Annotated in this window: 14 protein-coding genes and 1 pseudogene; 7 read left to right on the top strand and 8 right to left on the bottom strand. The window is 61.4% G+C overall.

Annotated elements, in window-relative coordinates; genetic code table 11:
• The first annotated feature begins 2 nt into the window (after positions 1-2).
• On the top strand, positions 3-1,154 hold the full coding sequence (locus ACKLNA_RS07645; protein ID WP_408985473.1) for a cupin domain-containing carboxymuconolactone decarboxylase family protein: 1,152 nt from the start codon (positions 3-5) through the stop codon (positions 1,152-1,154).
• A 6-nt stretch (positions 1,155-1,160) separates the two neighbouring features.
• On the opposite strand, the gene ACKLNA_RS07640 is transcribed toward ACKLNA_RS07645, so the two are convergent.
• The gene (locus ACKLNA_RS07640; RefSeq protein WP_408985472.1) at positions 1,161-2,054 is read right to left on the bottom strand and encodes a LysR family transcriptional regulator; all 894 of its coding nucleotides are present in this window, start codon (positions 2,052-2,054) and stop codon (positions 1,161-1,163) included.
• A gap of 299 nt (positions 2,055-2,353) precedes the next feature.
• On the opposite strand from ACKLNA_RS07640, the gene ACKLNA_RS07635 reads away from it, so the two are divergent.
• Positions 2,354-4,195: a potassium transporter Kup gene (locus tag ACKLNA_RS07635; RefSeq protein ID WP_408985471.1), complete on the top strand. Its 1,842-nt coding sequence runs from the start codon at positions 2,354-2,356 to the stop codon at positions 4,193-4,195.
• Positions 4,196-4,209: 14 nt separating this feature from the next.
• Here ACKLNA_RS07635 and ACKLNA_RS07630 read toward each other — a convergent pair whose 3' ends face one another.
• The 6 genes from ACKLNA_RS07630 to ACKLNA_RS07605 form a co-directional block, all read right to left on the bottom strand.
• Positions 4,210-5,559, bottom strand: a complete 1,350-nt coding sequence (locus tag ACKLNA_RS07630; RefSeq protein WP_408985470.1) for an ATP-binding protein — start codon at positions 5,557-5,559, stop codon at positions 4,210-4,212.
• A complete protein-coding gene (locus ACKLNA_RS07625; RefSeq protein ID WP_114882371.1) occupies positions 5,535-6,200 on the bottom strand; it encodes a response regulator in 666 nt (221 codons plus the stop codon). The genes ACKLNA_RS07630 and ACKLNA_RS07625 overlap by 25 nt, the downstream gene beginning before the upstream one ends.
• 86 nt (positions 6,201-6,286) lie before the next feature.
• On the bottom strand, positions 6,287-6,724 hold the full coding sequence (locus ACKLNA_RS07620) for a hypothetical protein (protein ID WP_408985469.1): 438 nt from the start codon (positions 6,722-6,724) through the stop codon (positions 6,287-6,289).
• 28 nt (positions 6,725-6,752) lie between these two features.
• Positions 6,753-7,517, bottom strand: a complete 765-nt coding sequence (locus ACKLNA_RS07615) for a hypothetical protein (protein ID WP_085708503.1) — start codon at positions 7,515-7,517, stop codon at positions 6,753-6,755.
• 90 nt (positions 7,518-7,607) lie between these two features.
• The gene (locus ACKLNA_RS07610; RefSeq protein WP_408985468.1) at positions 7,608-8,477 is read right to left on the bottom strand and encodes a GyrI-like domain-containing protein; all 870 of its coding nucleotides are present in this window, start codon (positions 8,475-8,477) and stop codon (positions 7,608-7,610) included.
• 122 nt (positions 8,478-8,599) lie between these two features.
• Entirely contained in the window at positions 8,600-10,567 is a 1,968-nt protein-coding gene (locus tag ACKLNA_RS07605; RefSeq protein WP_408985467.1) for an alkyl/aryl-sulfatase, read from the bottom strand.
• Between the two features lie 86 nt (positions 10,568-10,653).
• On the opposite strand from ACKLNA_RS07605, the gene ACKLNA_RS07600 reads away from it, so the two are divergent.
• Positions 10,654-11,583, top strand: a complete 930-nt coding sequence (locus ACKLNA_RS07600; RefSeq protein ID WP_408985466.1) for a LysR family transcriptional regulator — start codon at positions 10,654-10,656, stop codon at positions 11,581-11,583.
• A 104-nt stretch (positions 11,584-11,687) separates the two neighbouring features.
• Entirely contained in the window at positions 11,688-13,886 is a 2,199-nt protein-coding gene (locus ACKLNA_RS07595) for an OsmC domain/YcaO domain-containing protein (protein WP_408985465.1), read from the top strand.
• A 75-nt stretch (positions 13,887-13,961) separates the two neighbouring features.
• Here the strand turns inward: ACKLNA_RS07595 and ACKLNA_RS07590 are convergent.
• Positions 13,962-14,048, bottom strand: a pseudogene (locus ACKLNA_RS07590) (VOC family protein); the annotation flags it as partial.
• Between the two features lie 139 nt (positions 14,049-14,187).
• Here ACKLNA_RS07590 and ACKLNA_RS07585 point away from each other — a divergent pair.
• The 3 genes from ACKLNA_RS07585 to msrA all read left to right on the top strand — a co-directional run bounded on the left by ACKLNA_RS07585 (position 14,188) and on the right by msrA (position 15,931).
• Positions 14,188-14,748 carry a fasciclin domain-containing protein gene (locus tag ACKLNA_RS07585; RefSeq protein ID WP_408985464.1) on the top strand — a complete coding sequence of 187 codons (561 nt, stop codon included), beginning with the start codon at positions 14,188-14,190 and terminating at the stop codon, positions 14,746-14,748.
• A gap of 109 nt (positions 14,749-14,857) precedes the next feature.
• A complete protein-coding gene (locus tag ACKLNA_RS07580) occupies positions 14,858-15,310 on the top strand; it encodes a VOC family protein (RefSeq protein WP_408985463.1) in 453 nt (150 codons plus the stop codon).
• A gap of 114 nt (positions 15,311-15,424) precedes the next feature.
• A complete protein-coding gene (gene msrA / locus ACKLNA_RS07575) occupies positions 15,425-15,931 on the top strand; it encodes a peptide-methionine (S)-S-oxide reductase MsrA (protein WP_119429189.1) in 507 nt (168 codons plus the stop codon).
• Positions 15,932-15,951 lie beyond the last annotated feature (20 nt).

The raw sequence follows: 15,951 nt of genomic DNA, 5'->3' as shown, positions 1-15,951 counted from the left end.
CCATGAACAAAACCTTGTTGGGCCTCGCCATGTGCGCAGCCACCCCTTTTGCCAGCGCTGCCGAAGTCGCGGGCGGCGGCAGTGAGCCGTCGAGCGCGCAGCAGATCCGTCGTGCGGGTTCCCAGGCTTCATTCGTGGGGCCTGAAGATTATTTCTCCGGTCGGGTGCGCGTCGATCCGCTGTTCAACGACACGGGCGAAATCAACGCGTCCGGCGCTTACGTGACGTTCGAGTCGGGCGCCCGGTCAGCCTGGCACACGCATCCGGCGGGGCAGCGGCTGGTGGTGATTTCCGGTGTCGGGCAGACCCAGGAATGGGGCAAGCCTGTGCAGGAGATTCACCCCGGCGATGTGATCGTCTGCCCGCCGGGCGTCAAGCATTGGCACGGCGCCGCGCCCAACAGCACCATGACCCATCTGGCGGTGACCGGCTCGGTGAACGGCAAGAATGTGGAGTGGCTGGAGAAAGTCGCCGAAGACCGGCCAGTGCCGCCGGCAGCACCCGTAGAGGCCGCTGTCTCCGACGTTCTGTCCGCAAGACAGCAGGCGATCGTGCCGATTGGTGCGGCCATGGCCAGCAGCAACATGCCGCGTCTCAACAGCGCTTTGAACGAAGGGCTGGATGCCGGGCTGACCGTCAGCGAGGCAAAGGAAATCCTGGTGCAGTTGTATGCCTACGCCGGGTTTCCCCGCAGCCTCAATGCGCTGGGCGAATTGATGAAAGTGGTCGAGGCACGCAAGCAACGGGGCATTCACGATGAGCCGGGGCGCGAACCCGGTCACGCCGTGGCGACAGGCGACGCCTTGCTGGCAGTGGGCAAGGCCAATCAGACCCGTATCGCCGGGGCGCCGGTTCAGGGCCCGTTGTTCGACTTCGCGCCGGTCATCAACCAGTTCCTGCAGGCGCATCTGTTCGGCGACATCTTCGAACGCGACAACCTGGACTGGCAAAGCCGCGAACTGGCCACGGTTTCAGCCCTGGCGGCTACGCCCGGCGCCGAATCGCAGTTGCGTTCGCATGTCGCGGCCAGCCTGCGGGTGGGCTTGAGTGCTGCGCAAATGCGTCAGTTGACGCAGGTGCTGACTCGTCACGGAGAAGTCGAAGCGGCGGCGCGCGCGAGCGAAGCACTGGAAAAACACCTGGCCCAACCCTGAGCCGCGTCAGCCGCCATAGCGCAACGCATCGCGCAGCAAAGTGAAGGCGGGTGAACTCTGGCGCCGGCTGGGGTAGTAGAGGTGATAGCCGGAAAACGGCTCGCACCAGTCGGCGAGCACCCGGATCAAGCGGCCCTGCGCGACATGCTCCTGCACTAGGTCTTCCGGCATGTAGGCCAGCCCCAGCCCCTGGAGCACGGACTGCAGGCGCATGGCAATGTTGTTGAACACCAGTTGCCCTTCGACTCGCACATTCAGGGTTTGCCCGTTCTTCTCGAATTCCCAGAGCAGCAGGCTGCCGTGGGTCGGCATGCGCAGGGTGATGCAGTTGTGTTCCATGAGGTCGGGTGGAATCAGCGGTTTGCGGTGGCGGGCGAAGTAGGCCGGGGAGCCGACTACCGCCATGCGCATGTCCGGCCCGATGCGCATGGCGATCATGTCCTTGGCTACCTGTTCGCCCAGCCGCACGCCGGCGTCGAAGCCTTCGGCGACGATGTCGGTCAGGCCGTAGTCGACGATGATCTCGATATTCAGGTCGGGGTTGTCGGGCATCAGCCGGGCGAGGGCGGGTTGCAGAATCGTAATCGCCGAATGCTCGCCAGCGGTGATGCGCAGTTTGCCAGCGGGCTTGTCGCGAAACTCGCTGAGCAAGGCCAGTTCGTGATCGATCTCCTCGAACCGCGGCGCAATCACACGCAACAGGTGCTCGCCGGCCTGGGTCGGGGAAACACTGCGGGTGGTGCGCGCGAGCAAGCGCACGCCCAAGCGTTCCTCCAGTTGACGCATCGCCCGGCTCAGGGCCGGTTGCGACATGCCCAGTTTCGCCGCCGCACGGGTGAAGCTGCGCTCTTGCGCCACCGCCGAAAAGATCGCGAGCAGGTCGTAGCTTTCAACGGACATTGATGCGCCCCTATTATGAACTGCCGGCGATTATGCCATCAGCCATAACAATCGGCCGACTTTAAAAACCTGTGCGACAGCTCGGATCAGGTCGATTTTTTACGCATTCTTTACGGTGGAGTATTGGGTTCGCATTGATACTGGCCGCGTTTTTTTGACCGCCCCTGAGCCTTGTATTCCTGAAGGCCACGGTCCGCGTATTGCCCAAGGATGGCATGCCACTACTTCCCGCCGTTCGAGAGCCGCGACCCTTGAGTAAAACCAACGAAAATTCCCCAACCAAAACCTCGGGCGCAGCCATGCTGGTGGCCGCTGTCGGTGTGGTTTACGGGGATATCGGCACCAGCCCCCTCTACACCCTCAAAGAAGTGTTTTCCGGCCACTACGGCGTGCAGCTCAATCACGACGGTGTGCTGGGCATTCTGTCGTTGGTTTTCTGGTCACTGATCTGGGTGGTCTCGATCAAGTACGTGTTGTTCATCCTGCGGGCCAACAACCAGGGTGAGGGCGGCATCATGGCGCTGACGGCGTTGGCCCGTCGTGCGTCGGCGCCTTACCCGCACTTGAGCAAGGTGCTGGTGTTGCTCGGTCTGTTCGGTGCGGCGCTGTTTTACGGCGACAGCATGATCACCCCGGCGATCTCGGTGCTCTCGGCGGTGGAAGGGCTGGAGCTGGCGTTCGACGGCATCGAACACTGGGTGGTGCCGCTGTCTGTGCTGGTGCTGGTGGCGCTGTTTTTGATCCAGAAACACGGCACGGCGCGGATCGGCATCCTGTTCGGCCCGGTCATGGTGCTGTGGTTCGTGGTGTTGGGCGCGCTCGGGGTCTACGGCATTGTGCAGCGCCCCGAGGTGTTGCAGGCGCTGAACCCGGTCTGGGCGGTGCGCTTCTTTACGGCCCATCCGGGCATGGGCGTGGCGATTCTGGGCGCGGTCGTCCTGTCGTTGACCGGTGCGGAAGCGTTGTACGCCGATATGGGCCATTTCGGTCGCAAACCGATTGCCCGTGCCTGGTTCATGCTGGTCCTGCCCGGCCTAGTCCTGAATTACTTTGGCCAGGGCGCGTTGATCCTCGGCAACCCGGAAGCGGTGCGCAACCCGTTCTATCTGCTGGCCCCGGAATGGGCGCTGCTGCCGATGGTGGCGCTGTCGACGCTGGCGACGATCATCGCTTCGCAAGCGGTGATTTCCGGTGCGTTCTCCCTGACGCGCCAGGCCATCCAGCTGGGCTACGTCCCGCGCATGTTCATCCAGCACACCTCGAGCCAGGAGCAGGGCCAGATCTACATCGGCACGGTCAACTGGGCATTGATGGTCGGCGTGGTGCTGCTGGTGATCGGTTTCGAATCCTCCAGCGCCCTGGCTGCCGCGTATGGCGTGGCGGTGACGGGCACCATGTTGATCACCACGCTGCTGTCCGCCGCCGTGGTGTTGTTGCTGTGGAAGACGCCGCGCTGGCTGGCGATCCCGATGCTGTTCGGTTTTCTGTTGGTGGACAGCCTGTACTTCGCCGCCAACGCACCTAAGATCCTGCAGGGCGGTGCGTTCCCGGTGATCGCCGGCATCGGCCTGTTCATTCTGATGACCACCTGGAAGCGCGGACGCAAGATCATCGTCGAGCGACTGGATGAAACCGCGTTGCCGCTGCCGTTGTTCATCAGCAGCATCCGTGCGCAGCCACCTCATCGCGTGCAGGGCACGGCGGTGTTCCTGACGGCCCGGGCCGACGCGGTTCCCCACGCGCTGCTGCACAACCTGCTGCATAACCAGGTGCTGCATGAGCAGGTGGTGCTGTTGACCGCGGTGTCCGAAGACAGTCCGCGAGTGCCGGTGGATCGCCGCTTTGAAGTCGAGTCCTATGGCGACGGCTTCTTCCGGGTCAACCTGCATTTCGGTTTTACCGAGGAACCGGATGTGCCAATGGCGCTGAGCCTTTGTCACTTGGCCGAACTGGATTTCAGCCCGATGCGCACCACATACTTCCTCAGTCGTGAAACGGTCATCCCGACCAAACGCATCGGCATGGCCAAGTGGCGGGAGTACCTGTTCGCGTTCCTGCTCAAGAATGCCAACAGCAACCTGAAGTACTTCAAGTTGCCGCTGAACCGGGTGATCGAGCTGGGGACGCAAGTCGAAATGTAAGGACGGGAAACGGCTCAGGGCTGCCCGATGCTGACGGTGACACACAGACCGCTGCGCTCGATGACGTCGGTAAACCCCAGATCAACCTTGAGCCCCGTTCGATCGGCAATCGCCTTGACGATGGACAGCCCCAGCCCCGAGCCCGACTCATCGGTGCCCAGGCTGCGGTAGAACGGGTCGAAGACGCGCGCCTGTTCTTCCACGGCAATCCCGGGACCGGTGTCGCTGACTTGCAGGACGACCGCCGCTTGCTCCCGCTTGACCGAGAGGTCGATGCGTCCGCCGGGAGGGGTGTAGCGGATGGCGTTGTCCACCAGGTTGCGGATCAGGATCAGCAGGTCGGTTTCGTTGATGCTGACCTGCACGTCCTCGCTGCTCTCGACGCCGATATCGATATTCTTGCGGTCCGCCAGCGGCAGCAGGTCTTCCAGAATCCGTCGGTAAATGTGCAGGACTGAAACGCGGCTCGGCGCTGTATTTGAGCTGGACTGCGCGGCAGCCAGGCTCAGCAACTGATCGATCAGGTTCCGGCTGCGTTCTATGCCTCGGGACAGCGGCAACAGGCGTTCGCGGGCGGCGGCCGGCATTTCCGTGGCGGCCAGTCGTTCGGCCTGCAGGGACAGGGCGGTCATCGGCGAGCGCAGTTCATGGGCAGCATCGGCGACAAAACGCCTCTGGTTGTCCACGGACTGGGCGACGCGGCCGAGCAGGCGGTTGATGGCCACCACAAACGGCCGGATCTCGCTTGGCACATGGCTTTCGTCCACCGGGTGCAGGGCCTGTTCGTCACGCTGATCAATGTCGGCCGAGAGCGTGGCGATGGGGCGGAACATCTTGCGCACCAGATCGCCCACCACCAGCAACAGCACCGGAAACAGGATCAGAAACGGCAACAGGCTGCGCCAGGCGCTTTCGCGGGCCTCCTTGTCGCGCACGCCGGTTTCCTGGGCGACAACGATGCGCTCGCCACGGGCGGTGGTTCTGACCAGCACGCGAAAGTCTTCACCGGTCACCTTCAAGGTCGACAGGCCATCGGACAGGGTCGTGGGGAATGGCAGTGGCAGCAGGGCGTCGTCGTTGCCGACCGCTTGGCTGCCGTCGGCCAGGTATTGCACGATGACCCGGGACTCTTCGTTGTCGTCGTCCACGGCCTGAGCGGCGGGGTAGTGCAGGGTCATTTGCTGGCGGTCGTACAGGGCCGCCACTTGACGCAGGGTTTCATCCTGCATTTCGTGGGCTTCGTCCAACGCCGAGACAAACGCAAACGCAGCGGCCAGCAGTGCAACGACCAGAATCGCCAGCGACAGGGTGACCGACAGCCGCAGTTGCACCGAATCCCTCAGGCGCCTTTTGAAACCATCCATCCCATTCCCCTGACGTTCTTGATGACGTGACTGCCGAGTTTGCGGCGCAGGGCGTGAATCAGAAACTCCACCGCGTTGCTTTCCACTTCATTGCCCCAGCCATAGAGCCGGTCTTCCAGTTCACTGCGCGAAAGGATTGCGCCGGGCCGGATCAACAGAGCCTGCAACAGGGCGAATTCGCGGCTGGACAATTGCACGTCCGGGTTGTCGGCGGTCGTGGCTTGCTTGGAGACCAGATCGAGGGACACCACGCCGTTGTCGAGCAAGGACAACGCTGTCCCGCCCTTGCGCCGCAGCACCGCGCGCATCCGCGCCAGCAATTCGGCCATGTCGAAAGGTTTGAGCAAGTAATCGTCGGCGCCGCCATCGAGACCGCGCAGGCGATCGTCGAGACCGTCCCGGGCGGTGATGATCAGCAACGGTACCGGGTTGTTGCGAGCGCGAATGCTGTCGAGCACGTCCAGTCCGTCCTTGCCGGGCAGGCCGAGGTCCAGCAGCACCAGGTCGTAGTGCTGGGTGTCCAGGGTGGCCAGTGCGGTGAGGCCGTTTTTCACCCAGTCGGTGGCGTAGCTGGCGTCGTTCAGCGCGCCCTGGATGGCGTCGCCGATCATCGGATCGTCTTCCACCAGTAATATCCGCATGACCCGCTCTCCAAAAAAATAGCGCGACGGGCAGGGCCGTCGCGCTTGTATTGAAGCATCTGTGCAAGGGTTTGTCCGGCCCCGGATCAGGCGTTGCCCTTCAGCGAGTCAAAGGCCTTGAGCAACTCATCCATCCGCGCCTTGCAGTCCTTCTGCTGCGGGGCGCTGGCGCGCAAGGTATCGAGCGAGCGGTCGATGGCCTTGTCCAGCATGTGCCAGTCGCCGGCGGCACGGGGTTTGATCCCGGCCTCGGCCGAGTCCCAGGCGGTTTCCAGATCCTTGATCCGGGCCTTGGCACCGGGCAGATCATTTTTATCGACGAGGGCAGCTACGTCGGCCGCGATGTTGCGGAACTCGGACAGATCACCCAGTTTGGAGGCGGCCTGGCCTTGTGTGCTGACTGCGCCTGCAGCGGCGTTTGCAGCAGGCTTGTCTGCCGGTTTCGAGCAGCCGGCAGCAATGCTCAGCAGGCAAATGGACGAGACGATGGCAACGTGACGAATGATGTCTTGAATCTGGCGCATGATGATTCCTTGATGAAAGTCTGAAGGTTTACTGAGTGATGGCTTTGCGATTGCCGACGCTGATCTGCGCGACGGTGACCAGCAGGACGATGACGCAGAGGAAGATCGCGCTGGTCCAGGTCGCGCCCATGCCGAGGCCGCCGTAGGTCTTGGCCTGGGTCAGCAGGTCGCCGAGGGAGGCGCCGAAGGGGCGGGTCAGGATGTAGGCGATCCAGAACGTCAGCACGGTGTTGGCACCCAGACGCCAGGCGATCAGGGTGGCCGCGATCAGCGCGCCGAAAATCACTGCGCCGACGGTGAAGCCCAGGCCCAGCGCTTCAGTGGCCAGGTCGCCGGCGGCGGTGCCGAGGGCAAAGGTGCAGAGCACCGTGGCCCAATAGAACAGCTCCCGGCGCGGGGTGACGATTTCGCGGATCGACAGGCTGCGTTCGGTCCGGTACCAGATCAGGAAATTCACCACCAGCAACACAGAGAACACCGCCGTGCTGGTGTAGAGGCTGACGTCCAGCATGTCGGTCAGGATGTCGGTGATCTGCGTGCCGACGATGCTCACCAGCACCACGGTCAGCCAGTAGATCCACGGGGTGTAGGCTTTGGTACGCAACTGGGTGAACAGCGCGATGGCCAGCAGCGCGGCCATGCCGAGGCTGGTCGGGCCGGCGCCGAAACCGGCGTCGACGGCCAGAAAGTCGGCACCGGTTTCACCCACGGTCGTGGACAGGATCTTGATCACCCAGAAGGACAGCGTCACTTCGGGCACTTTGTTGAGCCAGTCGGCTATGGCGGGTTTCATGGGTGGATGGCCTCTCCTGAGCAGCGCTGAATGTGCGCAGGAGAGAAGGTATCCAGTGAAACTTAGCTGAGCCTGAGGGGCAGGCGATTGTCAGCGCAGCGGCACGTAAATATCCGTTTGCCACTGTTCCTGCGGGGTCTCGGGACTGATGCTCAAGTACTCGAAGAACAGCGGGTGATCGCGCAACTCTTCGCCGCTGGCGGGCAGCCAGTCGCGGTAGACCGGGTAGATGGTTTCGCCGATGTGATCGGTTGAACCTGAGTGACGCACCACCGCGCAACGGCCGGCAGGAATGCTCAGCTCGCGGACGCTGAATTCATTCGGTGCCACCGCTTCACGGATTTCGCCGCAGATCGCGAAATGAAAGTCCTCCGGCGGCGTCGTGTCGGGATTGCCGTAAGGAATCCCGAAGGTGCGGCTCGACGCCACCGGCGACTGCCCGCTTTGCTGGCGCCACTGGATGAAGCGTTGCACGCTTTGATTGACAAGGCCTGGTGGCCCACGGTGATCGAGTGCAGCGACCTGGACTCCGGCGAAGTCGACGATTTGTACCTGCATGGTAATGCTCCTTGAAAAGTGAGGTATGGCGAAGACCGTGTGCCAGACGCTCCAGTCCGGAGCCTTGCGAAATGCCCCCGGCGAAGTGCCGAAGGCTCGCTTGAATGCCCTGGAAAACGCTTCGGGACTTTCGAACCCCGCGTCGAGCGTGGCTTCCATCACCGAATGGTCGGGCAGGGTGCTCAAACGGTGCGCGGCACGGCGCAGGCGCATCAACTGCACATAGCGCGAGACGGGCACGCCGACGTATCCCGTAAACTGGCGGTGAAAGTGGAACTCGGAAAAGTTCGCCACCTGGCTCAGCGTTTTCACCGACAGATCGCCCTCAAGATTGGCGTCGATGTAGGCGAGTACGACGGTGAAGCGCTTCGCGTAGGCTGTTTGCGTCGGTGCGTCTGGCACGGAGTGAAGCTCCTGGAGTAACGGTCGGCCCTAGAATCGTCGAAAGCGGCGTACAGATACCTAGCCGGACTTGCTGAGGGTTTGACCTCTTCAGGCATTACATCCGAACGACCCTGCACGAATCAATCGCGCGCCTGAGCGACGATTGCAAAGTTGCCCGGGGCTTTTTCCAGCAATCCGAGGAATCTCACCAGATCCACCGTGCTGCCATCGACCTTCAGGTCTTTGGACGTAAGCGCGTCCTTGAATCCCGCCGTGCCGCCCAGCAGTTGCACGAAAAGATCCTTGGTGACGCTCAGCGTGGCGTTGGCATTGCTGGCCGGTGCGCCCCGGCGATAGTGCAACACGGCGTTCTCGATCCACAGCACGAATGATTCCTTCGTATCGGTCAGTTGCAGGTTGAAGGTCCAGTTTTTGCCGTCCGCCGCCGGCCCGTCGAGGCTGGCGGCCATGGCTTCGAGGAAGCGTTCGGTAGGTGTCTGCTTCATCAGCTCGATGAGATCCGAGCGGCGCACGCCTTTTTCCGGCGGGCCGTTGCGCAGTTCCTGGGCGGCGGTCAGGTAGCTGTTGCGCCAGGTCGCCGATTCCGATTGATAGCCCAGCTGTTCATAGGCTCGGGCCAGCAGTTCCTTGGCGGCCTTGTCGCCGGGTTGGTCGAGGACGGCTTGATCCAGCAGCTCGGCGACCCAGCGGTATTCGCCTTTGTCATAGGCCGCGCGTGCGGCTTCGAGCACTTTGGCGCTGCCGCCCATCAACTCGACGTAGCGCTTGGCGGATTCCCTGGGAGGGAGCGGATTCAGATGCGCCGGGTTGCCATCGTAGGCGCCGAGGTACATCTGGTAGATCGCCTTGACGTTGTGTCGCACGTCGCCGTAATAGCCGCGGGTGCCGAAGTACGAGGCCAGCGAGTCGGGCAACTGGATCTTCTCGGCGATCTCGTCGGGCGTGTAGCCGGCATTCATCAACCGCACGGTCTGGTCGTGCATGTATTTGTAGACGTCACGGTGTTTGGTGATGAATTCGCGGATGCGCTCATTGCCCCAGACCGGCCAGTTGTGCTGGCCGAAATAGACTTCGGTGTCGCCCAGTTCATCAAGGGCAGCCTGGGCGTAATCGGACCAGAGCAATGCGTCGCGGACCTTGGCGCCACGGATCGGCAGCAGATTGTGCATGGTCTGCGCCAGCAGCTCGGCACCGCCGTAGGCCTTGCGTTCGGGGATGGAGAAAGTCAGCTCGGCCGGGGCCTCAGCACCGGGAATGTTGTGGAACACGAAGGTCACGCCGTCGATCACAAGCTCCTGCGTCGGCTGATCGATGATCTGCGTCGGCGGCAGAATGCCGATGCTGCCGTAGGCGACGTTTTTGCCCAGCCCGGTATCCACCATGCCGGTGGCGCCCGGTGCCAGGTTCTTGCCGAACTGATACATCGAACGGCGCGACATCGCAGGCCCGGCCAATACGTTTTCGCTGGTGGCTTCCTCCATGAAACCGACAGGAGCCACCACGGGAATCTTGCGTTCGGCCACTTCCGCGACCGAGGTAATGCCCAGCACACCACCGAAGTGGTCGGCGTGGTCATGGGTGAAGATGATGGCGGTCACGGGTTTGTCGCCCAGTTGTGCGCGGGCGAATGCCAAGGCAGCGGCGGCGGTTTCCTTCGAGGTCAGTGGATCGACCACGATCCATCCGGTCTGGCCCTCGATCAGCGTCATGTTGGCGATGTCGAAGCCGCGCAACTGGTAGATGCCGTCGGTGACTTTGAACAAACCGATCTGGGCGTTGAGCATCGCATGGCGCCAAAGGCTCGGATTGACCGTGGCGGGGGCCTTGCCTTCGACGAACCTGAACGCATCGAAATCGATCAGCACAGAGCCGTCGGAGCCGAGGATCTGGCCGGTCGGCCGGGCGATGAGACCGCGCTGGGCGTCTTCCATGTCCCGCGTGTCGTTGAGGTCCAGGCCGTTGATTGAGGCTTCTATCACCGCCGCCGTGGCGGACGTCGCTTCGCCGCTGGCAACGCTGGGCGGTTTGTCACAGCCGGCGAGGGAAACCAGCGTCAGGGCGATCAGTGTGTGAAAGGTCGGTCTCATTCTTGTTGTTCTCCGAGGATCGATTCATCAGAGAGTAGGGAGGCGGGCGTGATGTATCCAATGCATTGTTTACATCCAGACAATGCGTGGCTAGCATCGGCCAGATGGACCTCAAACGACTGACACACCTGCTGGCCCTTGCCGATGAACGCCATTTCGGCCGCGCCGCCGAACGCGTGCACCTCAGCCAGCCGGCGCTGAGCCGCAGCATCCAGGCACTCGAAAGCGAAACCGGACAGCGCCTGTTCGACCGGGACAGCGGCGATGTACGCCCGACGCCGGCAGGGGAGTTTCTGATCGAGCGGGCGCGACGGCTGCTGTTCGATGCACGCTCGCTGGAACGGGACCTGGCGCTTTACGGCGATGGCCGGCTCGGCAGCCTCGCGTTCGGCGTCGGGCCGTTTCCGGCAGCGATGCTGATGCATCAGGTGGTGCCTCGGTTGCGCCGGGAATATCCGCAAGTCACCCTGCGGGTAGAGATCAACAACTGGCAGATTCTCGAAGCACGGTTGCGGGATGAGGCGATCGAATTCTTCGTCGCGGACATCCGCAATTTTTCGGCCGACAGCGACCTGTTGATCCGCTCGTTGGGTCAGGCCTCGGCGGGGTTCTTCGTCCGGCCACAACACCCGTTGTCCGGACGCGCGGTGACGATGAGAGACCTGGAAAAGTACGGCATCGCCACGACACGCCTGCCGGCCGTGGTGAAGGAAGAGACTGCGCATACCCTGGGCATTTCCGCTCGCCAGGCCTTGCCGCTGGCACTGGAGTGCGACGATGTGGCGCTGCTCAGGACGGTGGCCTGCTCGACCGATACCATCCTCGGCGTGATTCACGGCGCCGTGGCTGAAGACCTGCGCAGCGGCAACCTGATCGAATTGCAGGTCATGGACCGGCCCGGACTGCACTCCGAAATCGGTGTCGTCAGCCTGCCCAACAGAAGCCTGTCACCGACCGCCCGCTGCGTGATCGACGCCATCGTCGCCGAGATGGAGCAATGCAACGCCTCGACCTGACCGGTACCCCGGTCGGCGGCCAAAACGCCAAAGCACAAGACTTCCCGCTCAAAAACCGGATAATGGCGGCCATTCTGTTCAGCTCGCTATTCTGGTAGTCCCCCATGGAAATCAAGGTCAACTTTCTCGACAACCTTCGACTTGAAGCCAAGTTCGACGACTTCACGGTGGTGGCCGACCAACCGATCCGCTACAAGGGCGATGGTTCGGCACCGGGTCCGTTCGACTACTTCCTGGCTTCGTCGGCGCTGTGTGCGGCGTACTTCGTGAAGCTGTATTGCGAAACCCGCAATATCCCGACCGATAACATCCGCCTGTCGCAGAACAACATTGTTGACCCGGAGAACCGCTACAACCAGATCTTCAAGATTCAGGTCGAGCTGCCGGCAGACATCTCCGACAAGGACCGTCAGGGCATCCTGCGTTCCATCGACCGTTGCACCGTGAAAAAAGTGGTGCAGGCCGGCCCCGAGTTCGTCATTGAAGAAGTGGAAAACCTCGACGCCGACGCCCAGGCACTGCTGATGCCGGGCGCGAACTCCAGCGCGAGCACTTACATTCCGGGCAAGGACCTGCCGCTGGAGCAGACTATCGCCAACATGTCGGGCATCCTCGCCGACCTCGGCATGAAGATCGAAATCGCCTCGTGGCGCAACATCGTGCCGAACGTGTGGTCGCTGCACATTCGCGACGCGCACTCGCCGATGTGCTTCACCAACGGCAAGGGCTCGACCAAGGAAGGCGCGCTGGCGTCGGCTCTGGGCGAGTTCATCGAGCGTCTGAACTGCAACTTCTTCTACAACGATCAGTTCTGGGGCCTGGACCTGGCCGATGCGCCATTCGTGCACTACCCGGACGAGCGCTGGTTCAAGCCGGGTAGCAATGACGAGCTGCCGAGCGAAATCCTCGACCCGTACTGCCTGAAGATCTACAACCGCGACGGCGAACTGCGCGGTTCGCACCTGATCGACACCAACTCCGGCAATGAAGAGCGCGGCATCGTTTCGCTGCCGTTCGTGCGCCAGTCGGACGGCGAGGTGGTGTACTTCCCGTCGAACCTGATCGAAAACCTGTACCTGAGCAACGGTATGAGCGCCGGCAACACCTTGGCCGAAGCCCAGGTGCAGTGCCTGTCGGAAATCTTCGAGCGTGCAGTGAAGCGCGAAATCATCGAAGGCGAATTCGCCCTGCCGGACGTGCCGCAGGAAGTGTTGGCCAAGTACCCGGCGATCATGGCCGGCATTCAAGGCCTGGAAGCCCAGGGCTTCCCGGTGCTGGTGAAGGATGCGTCGCTGGGGGGCGAATTCCCTGTGATGTGCGTCACGCTGATGAACCCGCGTACCGGCGGCGTGTTCGCCTCGTTCGGCGCACACCCGAGCTTCGAGGTGGCGCTGGAGCGCAGCCTGACCGAACTGCTGCAGGGTCGCAGCTTTGAAGGCCTGAACGATCTGCCGCAACCAACGTTCGAAGCTCAGGCGGTCACCGAACCGAACAACTTCGTCGAGCATTTCATCGACTCCAGCGGCGTGGTGTCGTGGCGCTTCTTCAGCGCCCAGGCGGAATACGAATTTGTGGAGTGGGACTTCACCGGCGAAGGTGAAAACTCCAACGTCGAAGAAGCCGAAACCCTGTTCGGCATCCTCAAGGGCATGGGCAAGGAAGTGTACATGGCGGTCTACGAGCACATCGGTGCCACCGCTTGCCGCATCCTGGTGCCGGATTACTCGGAAATCTACCCGGTGGACGACCTGATCTGGGACAACACCAACAAGGCGCTGTTCTTCCGCGAAGACATCCTCAACCTGCATCGCTTGAACGAAGAAGAACTCCAGTCGCTGGTCGAGCGTCTGGTGGAAAGCGAACTGGACGACTACACCGACATCACCTCGCTGATCGGCATCGAGTTCGATGACAACACCGTGTGGGGTCAGCTGACCATCCTGGAACTGAAACTGCTGATCTGGCTCGCCCTGGGACAAATCGAGGAGGCTAAGGAAGCGGTGGAGATGTTCCTGCAGTACAACGACAACACCGTCGAGCGGGGTCTGTTCTATCAGGCCGTCAACGGGGTGCTGGAGATGCAGCTGGACGAGGATCTGGAGCTGGCCGACTACGAAACCAACTTCCGCCGCATGTTCGGCAACGAACGGATGGACGCGGCGATCGGCTCGGTGGACGGCAGCGTACGCTTCTATGGCTTGACGCCGACCAGCATGAAGCTCGAAGGCCTCGACCGCCATCTGCGACTGATCGACAGCTACAAGAAACTGCACGCGGCCCGGGCCAGCGTGAAGACTTCGTAACGCTGACAGTAGCGACAAAAAAAGCACCTTCGGGTGCTTTTTTGTTGTCGGGTGGTGGGGCGGTCGCTGGCTCTGTTACGTGTGAGTCGGTTCCTGGCTTGTCCAGACGGCCAGTTCATAGCCATCCGGATCAATGAAGTGGAATCGGCGGCCACCGGGATTTTTTAATGGGGACAGATTTATTTTTAAAATAAATCTGTCCCCTTTTGAAAATACTTGCACCCTGATGCATCCATTTGCGCGGCTGCTCCGTAAGTTCATCACCCTCATTCGAAGGGTCGAAGAATTCAGGAGACACACCATGCACTCGCTCATCAAACGCATCGCCATCGCCTGCTTCACATTGCTCTGCCTTGGCACGGGATCGAGCTTTGCCGCCGATACCGTGATGGTCGGCGGTGCGGCCATGTACCCGAACAAGACCATCGTCGAAAACGCCGTCAACTCGAAGGACCACACCACGCTCGTTGCAGCGGTCAAGGCGGCGGGGCTGGTCGATACCCTCAACAGCAAGGGTCCGTTTACTGTCTTCGCGCCGACCAATGAAGCCTTCGCCAAGTTGCCCGCCGGCACCGTCGATACGCTCGTCAAACCGGAGCACAAGGCCGACCTGACCACGATCCTCACCTATCACGTGGTTGCCGGCACTCACACGGCAAAACAGCTGATGAATGACGCCAAAATGCACGGCGGCAAAGTCTTGCTCAAAACCGTTCAGGGCGAATCCCTGACCGTCATGCTGCACGACGGCAAATTGTGGGTGGTGGATGCCAAAGGCGGAAAGGCAGCGATCACCATTGCGGACGTGATGCAGTCCAATGGTGTGATTCATGTAGTGGATACGGTGCTGATGCCGAAGTAGTCCTTTTAATGGGGACAGATTTATTTTTTAAATAAATCTGTCCCCATTTTCACCATTTTCAGGCGCTTTTCTGTTTTAAATGGGCGACTGTCAGTCAGGGGGACATGCAATGGATTTGAAGTTCAGTCACGTCGATGTTCTGGTCAATAACCTCGAGGAGGCCTGTGCCTACTATGCGCAGATCCTGAAAGCCAGAATCTCCAGAACCCTCATCTGGGAGCGGGGTGGCCTGCACGTTCGCTACGCGGTTGCGCTGATCGGCCAGGAGCGTTTCATGCTGGTCCAACCGTTGGCGGGCAATCTCAAGGAACTGCTGGATTCGTCGGGGGAAGGAATGATCTATCGTCACTGCTATTCGACACCGGACATCGAGAAAGCCTACGACGAACTGGTGATCGCCGGTGTGCAGCCAGAAGACGAAAACGGCCAGCCACTGGAACGTGCAAACCTGCAATCACCGTCCGGGACACGCATCATCTGGCTGCCCAAGCGCTTCGGGCATTTCTCTATCGAGATTCTGGAAGAGCAGACGCTTGAGGCGTTCATCGAATCGATTTTTTAATGGGGACAGATTTATTTTTAAAATAAATCTGTCCCCATTTGAGGGGCTTGGAATTGGCCTGTGTGCCCTCATAACAAGGGTTACCTCCAACATCCCCAAGGGGAAGGACAGACCATGACCAGCCAAACCGAAACTGCCATCCTCGCCGGCGGCTGCTTCTGGGGCATGCAGGACCTGCTGCGGCGCTACCCCGGTGTCCTGAAGACGCGCGTCGGTTACACCGGCGGCGATGTGCCGAATGCCACCTACCGCAATCATGGCAACCACGCCGAGGCCATCGAAATCGTCTTCGATCCTGCCGTTATCAGTTATCGGCAGATCCTCGAATTCTTCTTTCAGATACATGACCCGACCACGCCCAACCGTCAGGGCAATGACCGCGGTCCCAGCTATCGCTCGGCGATCTATTACCTCAGCGAACAGCAACGCGACGTCGCCGAAGACACCGCTGCCGATGTCGACGCCTCACGCCTGTGGCCTGGACGCGTGGTGACCGAAATCGAGCCGGCCGGGCCGTTCTGGGAAGCGGAACCGGAGCACCAGGATTACCTGGAGCGCATTCCGAATGGCTACACCTGCCACTTCATTCGCCCGAACTGGAAGCTTCCGAAGCGCGCCTGAGGTTCAGTAGCGTCAGTGTG

This window comes from Pseudomonas sp. UV AK001, assembly GCF_046097675.1.
GTDB lineage: Bacteria > Pseudomonadota > Gammaproteobacteria > Pseudomonadales > Pseudomonadaceae > Aquipseudomonas > Aquipseudomonas kribbensis.
The sequence above is the reverse complement of the archived record's forward strand: the minus strand, read 5'-3'. Positions and strand labels throughout refer to the sequence as shown.